Raw genomic sequence first — 11,507 nt, 5'->3', positions numbered from 1 at the left:
TCGGTTAAATAAAACAGATAAACTTGATTGATATAGGGAATATCGAACAAGCGGTATAGCGTAGAGTCTTCATATTTGACCCCTGCTTCTTCCCAGGTTTCCCGCTTTGCACCATCACTACTAGACTCACCGTTTTCCATAAAGCCAGCGGGTAAGGTCCAAAACCCTAATCGGGGTTCAATCGCGCGTTGACATAGCAAAATATTTATTTCGCCATCGATACGGATATAGGGCAACGTACCCACGACCATTTTTGGATTCTGATAGTGAATGGCGCCGCAGCTGTCACATACATAACGTAAGCGGTCATCCATATCTGGAATCCGCTGACTAACCTTGCCACCACACTCGCTACAGAATTTCATAAGCCCGATAAATGCTTATCTATTTAACTTCGCGATATTTTCCAGCAAAAAACAGTAAAGGCTGACGATCTGCTGGGTCGTTATGCATCTCATGCACCTTGCTCAGTAAAATAATATGATCACCTGCATCAATACGCTGATCTATTTCACATTCAAAGCTGGTCATGGCTTGCTTTAGCACAAATGCACCCGTGCTGCCTTGACGGTAAGTGCCGGGTAGTAAGTCATGCTCACCCTTTTTCGCATATTGGTTTGAAACATCCTGCTGCTCAGAGGTGAGAATATTAATACCGTAATGGGAGATTTGCTCAAACATCGGCGCGCATTCAGAGTCTTTTTGGATACTCCAAAGTACTAAGGCAGGATCTAACGATACCGATGAGAATGAGTTTGCGGTCATTCCATAAGGCTTTCCGTCAACTTCAAATGTAATAACACAGACACCGGTCGCAAAACGGCCTAATGCATTTCTAAATTCACGAGGGTCAAGGCTCATTAGTAATCCTTTTATTATCAGACAAAAAATCGTGGCGAGAGTATAGCGAGTTTCGATTCAAAACGCTTGTGTTTCTTAATGACGCCTCAGTCCCAACGCGATTTGGCCTGAATATCGCTTTGTTTTTGCTCTACCCATGCCTGCCCCTGCCGAAAAATTTCTTTTTTCCACAACGGTATATCGGTCTTTAGGTGATCCATNATAAATTCAGCACAGGCAAATGCAGCAGCGCGATGACTGGCAGATACGGCAACATAAACAATGGTTTGATTGACAGCAATTCGACCAACACGATGATAAACCACTACCCCCAAACACGGCCACAGCGACACTGCTTGTGAAATCAACTTGGCAAATGCTTTTTCCGTCATGGCAGGATAATGCTCTAGTTCTATAGCCTCAACCGCGTCGCTATGCTGCTGTGTGTGTTTATCTGCGCGAACAAAACCCGAAAACTCAACCATCGCCCCCATACTTGAGCGACTCGCTAAGCCTTCGCATAGCAGCTGTTTTAGTTCTGACACATCAACAGCATCATCACTGACCTGAGTGTAAACGAATGGCGATATGGACATCTTATGACCCCAGCTGCTGCGTCCGTGACTCAAGATGTTTAACCGACTGATACCACTTAGAAGCTTCCAGAATTTCTCCATCTTCTCCTAAGTCAGGGTATGGTAGGTTTTGACGTTGGCAGTATGCCGCAACAATAGGTTGGCACCATTCAAATAGTAAATCCTGATAAATCGAGTCTGGTAAACGCCGGTTAGCATAAAAACCTTGCTGCTCCCGTTGCCGCTGTGCTTCAGACAAGATAATCGCTGATGCGACTGATACATTATAAGATTCAACCATGCCTACCATTGGTACGGTAATAAAATGATCAACCACCTGCCGCGCCGCAACGCTCAAACCCCACTTTTCAGCACCTAAAATAAAAGCCGTGGGTCGACAATAGTCTAGCTCACGAAAATCAACGCTTTGTGGACAAACATCGGCTGCAACAAACTGAAAACCCTGTGGTTTCAGACATTCAACCGCCTCGCGCATCGAATGCGCGCGCTTCACATCAACCCATTGATGAGAGCCTTTGGCCGTTCCACGAAAAGCTCTGTATTCATCATCGGCCATCACGCAGTGTAACTGGCTAATGCCTACAGCATCGCAGGTTCGCACAATAGCGGATAGATTTCTACCTTTGTGAACATGGTCAGTAATCAGCGTTAAGTCAGGTTGCCGCCGATCAAGTACAGCACGAATTTTCGCAAGCCTTGTGGGTGTCATAAGCGATAGTTACAGCAAGGTGGTTTTAATTTTTTTACAGTAGGCACATTGATACACCGTTACCAAACGTCCCTGCTTAACATCGAATTGTTGCGAGGTTTTTAACTGCCATTTATGGTGACCATTCTGGCAGCGCAGTTTTTTTCGAGCAGCAGACTGCGTTGATTTTCGCTGTTGTTTGCGCTGTTTTTGTTTTGATGCTGTAAAATCAATGATATCAACCATGATGAATGCACTATTTACGAATAAATCAACATATTACCGCAGGCCGTGCCGTTCGCGATTTTTTTGCTTTGACGATTCTGATTTTTTTAGCAATACATAAAATGCGCCTGCTCCGCCGTGATAGGCTTGGGCTGAATGAAAGGCCAACACCTCAGGTAGCTCCTCGAGCCAAATCGCAACATGACTTTTCAATATTGCTTTGCCGGATTGATCACGTCCGCCCTTACCCGGCATTACCAGCACACACCGCAAGTCGTATGCCATGGAGTCTTTAATAAATCGCGCTAAAGCGACCCTAGCCTGATCGACCGTATGTTGATGTAAATCCAAGCGTCCATCAATTTCATATCGAGCTAGGCGTAGTTTTTTGTATACACCGTCTTGAACACCGGGTGATTTATAGCCAATGACATCGTGTGGCCCGACTAATGTTACCGTGCGCTGCAGCAGTGCATCTGACTCTTGCTGCTCAGCCGCAGCAGCCATTCGCCTGAGCTTTGCCTGATCGGTATTAATTTGACTTGGCTTCTGACCCAGCTTGACACTGTCTTGCTTCAGAGGCTTAACATCTGACATTGCCGATAAAAAATCATCATCTTGCATGTGAAAGCCTTTTTTGGTCTGTCTTAGCTGATTATAACGTTAAACACTCAGTACTGCGATATTCGCTGTTTAAATAGCATACAGCCTCAGAATCGCAGCACTAATTAGCCTATTAAAGGATTGGGAGCACCCTCTTTTTCTGCTAATCTAGATGCATTATTTTAACGGAAATTAACATGCTTGATTCATCAGCACTGAGTCAACTGAAAGACTTAAAAAAACAGATTCATGACGCTACTGAACGAGTAACGGGTGAGGTTAAAGGTACCCGCAAACGCTTTGGTTTTGTGATCAGCGAAAGTGATAAACAAGAGTATTTGCTGCCACAGTCGGAAATGGAGAAAGTATTACCCGGCGATACTGTTCAATGTATCTTAGAACGCTCAGATAAAACTGATGAGAAACCCATCGCACGCATTGAAAAGTTGCTCTCTACTGACTTCTCCTATTTTTTGGGTAAAATTAAGGCAAAAAACAACCAGCTTTATGTGCTACCCGATCACCCACAGTTGACACGTTGGATCTTTATTCCTCCAAAACATCGTAAAAATTTAAACGATGGCGAGCTGGTTGGTGCCACTATTTGTCAGCATCCGTTTAAGCATAAAGGTCGCGTTCAAGCGCAAGTGTCACAAATTATTGGTCGTGAAGAAGACGCCTATATTGAGCACCGCTTCAGTGTCGCAAAACATCAGCTGCCACATAAGGATTGGCAACAAGATGAGCTAGAAGCCATTCGCATGACGGCTGAGCAAATCATCGATGATGAGATAGCCTCAGGGCAGCGTGAAGACCTTCGTGATCATTGTTTTATCACCATCGACGGTAACAATACCCAAGATTTAGACGACGCTTTGCATATTAAAACGCTGGAAAACGGTGATTATTTGCTCTCCGTCGCTATCGCAGATGTTACGGCTTTTGTTGACATCAACTCGCCGCTTGATCGTTTAGCGCAGCAGCAAATGAGCAGTATTTATTTACCGGGTCAAAAAATCCCTATGCTTCCGGATGTTTTGTCATCAAATCTCTGCTCATTAAAAGAACACCAAGACCGCTTAGCTCTGGTGTGCAATATTACCATTCAACCTGATGGAAACATCCTCTGCTGCGACTATCAAAGCGCCGTGATAAGAAGCCAAGGCAAGCTAAACTATGATGATGTGAGCGCTCATATTCATAGCATTGATAACGCAAACTCTGACAAGGGTTCGAATAATAACGCTGAAAATTGCGCCGAGAGTATTGAAATCAATGCTAGCGAATCCAAAACTTATTCACCTGAGTATTCTGATACGATAAGCGCACAAATTTCTCAACTGCATCAGATGTCACAAGCACGCCGCAATTGGAGAGATACTAACGCATCCATCATGCCAGATTACCCAGATTATCGTTTAGAATTAGATGAAAATGGTAAGATGACGGGGATTGAATTTCATCAACGAAATATTGCACAACGTTTAGTTGAAGAATGTATGCTGGCATGTAACAACGCCACCGCCTTATTTTTAGCAAAGCATAGCAACTCGGCATTATTTGTCGGAGCTAATGGTTTTAGACCCGAGCAGCTGCCTGGCATACAGCGCCTATTAAAAAAGCATATGCCAGATTTTGCTGCGCAACATGATGACATTAATCAGCTAAGTCAGTACATAGCTTTTCAGCAGCAGCTATTAGAAAGCAGTGAAATTAATCTTGCAGATATACTCAAGAAAAAGTTGAAGCGCAGTGAGTGGCAAACAGCCAAAGTGGCGCATTATGGCCTTGGTTTTGAAGCCTATACAACCTTCACCTCACCAATCAGAAAATACAGTGACGTGATTGTACACAGGCTCATTAAGCGCCTAGTCAATAACAAACCGATTAAGCCCTTAAACGAGGATTTAATCAGTCGTCTAAATCAATTAAACCAGTCTGTTAGAGCGGCACAACGCGATTGTGAACTGTCTTTAAAATGCCAATTTTTAAAACAAAAGCTCGGTGATACATTCACTGGCACAGTATCTATGGTTAATCACCGTCAAATTGGTGTTTACTGGCCTGAATTTGATATTCATGGTCAGATTGATGTGCGCAGTTTGAAACGCGAATATAGCTTTAACCAAGATAGTCTGACCTTAAAATGCGACGATTTATTTTTTACACTTGGGCAAACTGTCACTGTCAAATTAGTCGCAATTGATAATGAACAGTTAAACTTAAAGCTATCTCTGGTTTTTGATAAAGCAGCAGCCGAAACAAACAAAACTGATGCATCTGAAACCATTGATCAAGACAGTACATCGCAAGCGTAAAGCGATTCCCATAAGGCAACATAATCAATAGAAACAACGCATGAATAACTGGCAGTCAACTGAATACTTATTACTCTCAACGCAAAAACGTGATGGTAGCTGGGTAGATACACCGGTGTGGTTTGGTCAAAGCCAGCACCTCAACAAGCCCTGTTTTTATTTATTTTCTGAAGGCAAAGCGGGCAAAGTGAAACGCATTCGCAATTTCTCTGCGGTAAAAATACAAACTTGCACGGTAACCGGGAAACCTACAGGCAGTTTTGAGGCTGCAACGGCTACCCTGCTTGATCAGGCAGAAGCTCGAATCGCCGAGCAGGCATTGATAAAACAATACGGTTGGAAGATGCGCATGTTAAACCTGATCTCTCGCTTAGCAGGTAAGATCAACAAGCGCGCCTTTATTCGCATTAGTTTTGATGACTGAATTCAACGGCAAGCTATTTTTACACGCTGCCTGTACCTTCGAGCATGCCTATATAAAAATTATTCAATTAATCCCTTAACTTACTCAACAAGCTCTTAAAACTATCTATTACGTTATCTATTGCGCTAACTATTGCACTGTCTATTGCGCTATCTGATAGCGCTGATCTACGTATTTTTTAAAACCATTCAGCATCCACTGCAAGCCGATGCCCATCATCGGCCCAAATAGCGCCATAGTAATCTTACCGTAGCCACGTGGCGTCATGGCCATGGTCCACTGCACTTCTGTTTGGCCGTCAGCCAATTCAGTCACTACGTAATCTTCTGCAAAGCTTTCGATAAGACTTTCGGACATTTGGGTAAAGCAAAAAGCCATATGCTTTGGGTAGTCCCAAGCGATAAAGGTTTCATCACCTGTTAAACCAATCATTTCAACGATGCGCGTTGTTCCAATCCCGTAAGGCTTAGGTGAGGTCCAAATCACTTTGTTTATCGGCATTGCCCACTGTGGCCATGCATCCGCATCTTCAAACACCTCAAACACTTGCTCAGCACTGGCATTTACCACAACTTTGGCTACGTATTTTTTGGGTGCATGATGAATATATTGATCATCTACCACGCTACATGGGTACATTTTTTTTGAATTAGGGGTATTAGTAGACGACATCAGAACCTCAAGCAGTAAAAACGACCATGGTAAGAGAAAGCCAAGTCAGAGAAAAGAAAAATGCTTGAGAAATAAAGCACAAACAAGAATCATCGGCTTCTAGAACAAAAAAGAGCCCAGTTAGTTAAACCGAACTCTTAGTAAAGAAAGTTAATTATTAGAACTGCGTAAAAGCTGCCTGCGCATCACATGGCTGCGCAAGCAAACGCTAAGCGTGCATTACACTGTGGCCGTCTGCGACTCTTCTTGCAAGATAACTTCGTCATCCTGCAGATCAACTTGAATGACCGCACCTTTATTGAGGTTACCAAACAGCACAAATTCTGCTAAAGGCTTTTTGATTTTCTCTTGAATCACTCGAGCCATTGGGCGTGCGCCCATGAGTGGATCATAGCCCTCTTGCACCAGATAATCTCTGACGGCTTCAGATACATGGATAGTGATACCTTTTTCGTCCAGCTGCGACTGCAGCTCGAATAGGAATTTATCGACTACCGTATGCACCACATCCAAGGGTAAGCCGCCGAATTGCACAATGGCATCCAGACGATTTCTAAACTCTGGTGTAAACATGCGATTAATCGCTTCCATGCCATCAGTAGAATTATCTTGCAACATAAAGCCGATAGAGCGCTTACTCAGTAATTCAGCGCCGGCGTTGGTCGTCATAATTAAAATCACATTACGAAAATCGGCTTTACGCCCGTTATTATCAGTGAGGGTACCGTTGTCCATAACCTGTAAAAGGATATTAAAGACCTCAGGGTGCGCTTTTTCAATTTCATCCAGCAATACCACTGAATGCGGGTGTTTAGTAACGGCCTCGGTTAGTAAGCCGCCTTGATCAAAGCCAACATATCCAGGGGGAGCACCAATAAGACGAGAAACTGTATGACGTTCCATATACTCGGACATATCAAAGCGAATCAACTCAAGACCTAAGATATTGGCTAACTGTTTAGAAATTTCAGTTTTACCTACACCAGTCGGCCCAGCAAACATAAAAGAACCGATAGGCTTATTCGGCGTTGTTAGACCTGCTCTAGATAACTTAATGGCAGTGGATAAGGTATCTATCGCCTCGTCTTGACCAAACACAACCCGCTTGAGGTTTTCCGCCAAGTCCTGCAGCGCTTTTTTATCATCATTACTGACAGTTTTTTCAGGTATCCGAGCAATTTTTGCAACAATCGCCTCAACTTCAGATACACCAATACTTTTTTTGCGTTTTGAGTCAGACTGCAGCTGCTGGTAAGCCCCAGCCTCATCAATGACGTCGATAGCCTTATCTGGCATAAATCGATCATTAATATGCTTAGACGCTAGTTCAGCAGCGGCACGCAAGGCTTTATCGGTATAACGCAGCTTATGATGCTCCTCGAAACGGCCTTTCAAGCCTTTAAGAATTTTATAGGTGTCATCGACCGAAGGCTCGAGTACGTCGATTTTTTGGAAGCGCCGAGATAAGGCACGATCCTGATCAAAGATACCGCGATATTCTTCGTAAGTGGTAGAACCAACGCAGCGAAGGTCACCACTGGTAAGTAGGGGTTTTAATAAATTTGAGGCATCCATCACCCCACCCGATGCCGCACCTGCACCAATAATGGTGTGAATCTCATCGATAAACAGGATGCTATCGGCTTGATTTTTCAACTCAGCAAGTAAGGCTTTAAAGCGCTTTTCAAAATCACCGCGATACTTAGTACCTGCAAGCAAAGCACCCAAATCTAGCGAATAGACAACGCTATTGCTCAATACCGTCGGCACCTCACCATCAACAATCATTTTAGCCAAGCCTTCGGCAATTGCGGTTTTACCCACACCTGACTCGCCAACCAATAATGGATTGTTTTTACGACGTCGCGCGAGTACTTGCGCAACGCGTTCTACTTCATATTGTCGTCCAATAAGCGGGTCTGTTTTACCCAGTCGGGCTTGTTCATTCAAATCGACAGCGTAATTGCCTAAAGCACTCTCCGATGCTTGTTCTTGAGCGCTGGCTGCATCGTCTGAGCCAGTGCCAGCTTCGTCATCATCAGATTCTGACTTAGCTACACCATGAGAAATGAAATTAACCACATCAAGCCGAGAAACGCTTTGTTGATTAAGCAAGTAAACCGCCTGGCTCTCTTGTTCTGAGAAAATGGCAACCAATACATTGGCGCCATTCACTTCCTGCTTACCGGAAGACTGCACATGAAACACCGCACGCTGCAGCACACGCTGAAAGCCAAGCGTAGGAATAGTTTCACGCTCCTCGACCGACTGCGGCAAGACTGGCGTGGTAGTTTCTAGAAAACTTGAAAGTTCCTGCTGTAAAGCTGCTAAATCTGCACCCGTGCCTTTGAGCACCGTAAGCGCACTCTCATTATCCAGCAAGGCAAGCAATAAATGCTCAACGGTTATGTATTCGTGACGTTTTGCCCTAGCTCGCTTAAAGGCATCGTTTAAGGTTTTTTCCAACGCTTTACTTAACATAACTTACTCCTCATGCAGTAAGACTTTACAACATAAAAAACTACTCAATCGCTTCAACTTCACACAATAAGGGGTGTTGATGCGTGCGAGAAAACTCGTTAACTTGTGCAGATTTCGTTTCGGCAATATCTTTTGGATAAATACCGCAAACACCCTTTCCTTGGGTATGAACTGCCAACATAATTTGAGTGGCTTTCTCTCTGTTCATATAAAAGAACATTTCTAACACTTCGACAACAAATTCCATCGGCGTATAGTCGTCATTCATCAGAACAACTTGATACTTTTCTGGCTGTTTAAGCTGAGGACGCTCAGCAAGAACAGTAAGATCATGGTCTCGCGACGGCTCGTCATCGCTGCATGTAATACGTTTAACCGCAGTTGATAGCTGAGAATAACTCAGATCATTAGTAAAACTCTGTGTAAAAATCATACGGAATGTAAGTAACAACTAATTTATATCAGGATATGCCTATTTTGATACGAAACATAGTCAAATCAAGATTTTATACACAAAATTGACCACTGGCACAGAAATCCAGATAAAAAACTTGACGAAAATGTAATCTTTTCTAAAACTAGAGCTATAACTGCTCGGCGGTTAGCTCTAGCTTATTAAAAATCTAGACCCTTTAAGGATCTGAGGTAGATTTTTAGCTTAACAATAACAATATTTTGCCAGTATTTTCCAATATGGCTTAAAGCAAGAGCTGTCGGCACACGCTGATTTTGCGCAACGCGCTTGATAATAGGCATACCGATAGTGTTGTTCCATAAACGAAAAGGATCATTATTATGGAAAAAGGTACAGTCAAATGGTTTAACAATGCCAAAGGCTATGGATTCATTGTTGCCGAAGACTCTGATGAAGACATTTTTGTGCATTATTCATCCATAGATATGCACGGTTACCGCACCTTAAAGACCGGCCAACAAGTCTTATTTGAGGCCATCTCTGGTCCCAACGGCATCCACGCCACCGCGATTAGGCCAATAGAACAGCTAGCCACAAACAATGATAATGTTGGCAACTCTGTCGAAGCGAATACAGGCAATATTCATTAAGAATCTATAAAAAAAGCCGCTTTAAAGCGGCTTTTTTTATGCGTCTTGAGCAAAGCTTACTGCTCAATATTGCTGATTATTGATTAAATCGCATCAACAATGCTATTTAGCGTTGCAGAAGGCCGCATCGCTTTGGCTGCAAGGGCAGGATTTGGCTTGAAGTAACCTTCAATATCCTGAGCAGGGCCTTGAGCATCATTCAGCTCGGCTACAATCTTCGCTTCATTGTCTGTCATTGCTTTCGCAACAGAGGCAAACTTCGCTTTAAGCTCAGCGTTCTTATCTTGCGCTGCCACCTCTTGTGCCCAGTACATTGCTAGGTAGAAGTGAGAACCACGGTTATCCAGCTCACCACACTTTCGTGATGGCGACTTGTTCTCGTCTAAGAACTTAGCGGTTGCAGCATCAAGCGTTTCAGCAAGTACTAGTGCACCAGCGTTATCAAAGTTGTTACCAAGGTGCTCTAGAGATACCGCTAATGCTAAGAACTCACCTAAGGAATCCCAACGTAAGTGATTTTCTTTTTCGAACTGCTGCACATGCTTAGGCGCAGAACCGCCTGCACCCGTCTCAAACAAGCCGCCGCCATTCATTAATGGGACAATTGAGAGCATTTTAGCCGACGTACCTAATTCCAAAATCGGGAACAAGTCAGTTAAGTAGTCACGCAAAACATTACCCGTTACCGAAATCGTATCTTGACCGGCTTTAATACGCTCAAGTGAGAATAAAGTCGCCTCAACAGGGGCTTTGATTAAAAGCTCAAGACCGTCAGTGTCATGGTTTGGTAAGTACGCTTCAACCTTCTTGATAAGCTCAGCATCGTGTGCACGGTTAGCATCTAACCAGAAAACAGCTGGGCTACCAGTAGCACGTGCGCGGTTAACAGCAAGCTTAACCCAATCTTGGATAGGCGCATCTTTCACCTGACACATACGGAAAATATCGCCAGTCTCAACGTCTTGCTCAAGCAGCACAGCGCCATCTTTAGCAACAACCTTGATCTTACCATTGGCTGGTGCTTCGAAAGTCTTATCGTGTGAACCGTACTCTTCCGCTTTTTGCGCCATCAAACCAACGTTTGGCACTGAGCCCATGGTTGTTGGATCAAATGCACCGTGCTCTTTACAGAAGTCGATAGTCGCTTGGTAAACACCAGCGTAACAGCGATCAGGAATGACCGCCTTGGTGTCTTGCTGCTTACCGTCTTTGTTCCACATTTGACCCGAAGTACGGATCATTGCTGGCATAGAGGCATCGATGATGACATCTGATGGTACGTGTAAATTGGTGATACCTTTATCAGAATCAACCATCGCCATATCAGGCGATACGGCATATACCGCATCAATAGCTGCTTTGATTTCAGCCGCCTTGTCAGCGCCAAGTTTGTCGATTTTTGCGTAAACGTCACCAAGGCCGTTTCGAACATCAACGCCGATCTCAGCAAATTCAGACGCGTATTTCTCGAATACGTCTGCGTAGAAAACTTCTACACAGTGGCCAAAGATAATAGGGTCAGACACTTTCATCATGGTGGCTTTCATGTGCAGTGAGAATAAAACACCCTGCGCTTTCGCATCAGCTACTTGCTC

The 11,507-nt window shown here is 43.9% G+C and carries 13 protein-coding genes; 3 read left to right on the top strand and 10 right to left on the bottom strand.

Annotated elements, in window-relative coordinates:
- From HRU21_06950 to smrA, 6 genes are all read right to left on the bottom strand, one after another.
- Positions 1-365, bottom strand: a 365-nt coding sequence (locus HRU21_06950; protein ID NRA42031.1) for an NUDIX hydrolase, incomplete at its 3' end; no start/stop codon positions are given.
- A gap of 19 nt (positions 366-384) precedes the next feature.
- Positions 385-861 carry a flavin reductase gene (locus tag HRU21_06945; protein NRA42030.1) on the bottom strand — a complete coding sequence of 159 codons (477 nt, stop codon included), beginning with the start codon at positions 859-861 and terminating at the stop codon, positions 385-387.
- 86 nt (positions 862-947) lie between these two features.
- Positions 948-1,436, bottom strand: coding sequence for a molybdenum cofactor biosynthesis protein MoaE (locus HRU21_06940; GenBank protein ID NRA42029.1), 489 nt, complete (start codon positions 1,434-1,436; stop codon positions 948-950).
- 1 nt (position 1,437) lies between these two features.
- Complete coding sequence (gene trmH / locus HRU21_06935) at positions 1,438-2,145, bottom strand: tRNA (guanosine(18)-2'-O)-methyltransferase TrmH (protein ID NRA42028.1); 708 nt, start codon at positions 2,143-2,145, stop codon at positions 1,438-1,440.
- Between the two features lie 9 nt (positions 2,146-2,154).
- On the bottom strand, positions 2,155-2,370 hold the full coding sequence (locus HRU21_06930; protein ID NRA42027.1) for a hypothetical protein: 216 nt from the start codon (positions 2,368-2,370) through the stop codon (positions 2,155-2,157).
- Between the two features lie 33 nt (positions 2,371-2,403).
- Entirely contained in the window at positions 2,404-2,973 is a 570-nt protein-coding gene (gene smrA, locus HRU21_06925; protein NRA42026.1) for a DNA endonuclease SmrA, read from the bottom strand.
- Positions 2,974-3,149: 176 nt separating this feature from the next.
- Here smrA and HRU21_06920 point away from each other — a divergent pair, with 176 nt between their 5' ends.
- A complete protein-coding gene (locus HRU21_06920) occupies positions 3,150-5,270 on the top strand; it encodes an RNB domain-containing ribonuclease (protein NRA42025.1) in 2,121 nt (706 codons plus the stop codon).
- A 40-nt stretch (positions 5,271-5,310) separates the two neighbouring features.
- Positions 5,311-5,694, top strand: a complete 384-nt coding sequence (locus HRU21_06915; protein NRA42024.1) for a PPOX class F420-dependent oxidoreductase — start codon at positions 5,311-5,313, stop codon at positions 5,692-5,694.
- Between the two features lie 141 nt (positions 5,695-5,835).
- Here HRU21_06915 and HRU21_06910 read toward each other — a convergent pair whose 3' ends face one another.
- The 3 genes from HRU21_06910 to clpS all read right to left on the bottom strand — a co-directional run bounded on the left by HRU21_06910 (position 5,836) and on the right by clpS (position 9,280).
- A complete protein-coding gene (locus HRU21_06910) occupies positions 5,836-6,333 on the bottom strand; it encodes an SRPBCC family protein (protein NRA42023.1) in 498 nt (165 codons plus the stop codon).
- A gap of 252 nt (positions 6,334-6,585) precedes the next feature.
- Positions 6,586-8,847: an ATP-dependent Clp protease ATP-binding subunit ClpA gene (gene clpA, locus HRU21_06905; protein NRA42022.1), complete on the bottom strand. Its 2,262-nt coding sequence runs from the start codon at positions 8,845-8,847 to the stop codon at positions 6,586-6,588.
- A 40-nt stretch (positions 8,848-8,887) separates the two neighbouring features.
- Positions 8,888-9,280, bottom strand: a complete 393-nt coding sequence (gene clpS, locus HRU21_06900) for an ATP-dependent Clp protease adapter ClpS (GenBank protein ID NRA42021.1) — start codon at positions 9,278-9,280, stop codon at positions 8,888-8,890.
- Positions 9,281-9,642: 362 nt separating this feature from the next.
- Between clpS and HRU21_06895 the strand changes: the two genes are divergently transcribed.
- A complete protein-coding gene (locus tag HRU21_06895; protein ID NRA42020.1) occupies positions 9,643-9,912 on the top strand; it encodes a cold shock domain-containing protein in 270 nt (89 codons plus the stop codon).
- Between the two features lie 83 nt (positions 9,913-9,995).
- Here the strand turns inward: HRU21_06895 and HRU21_06890 are convergent.
- The coding region (locus HRU21_06890) for an NADP-dependent isocitrate dehydrogenase (protein NRA42019.1) at positions 9,996-11,507 on the bottom strand (1,512 nt) is incomplete at its 5' end.

This window comes from Pseudomonadales bacterium, assembly GCA_013215025.1.
GTDB lineage: Bacteria > Pseudomonadota > Gammaproteobacteria > Pseudomonadales > DT-91 > DT-91.
Note: the sequence above shows the minus strand (reverse complement) of the source record. Positions and strands in the feature narration are given on the sequence as shown.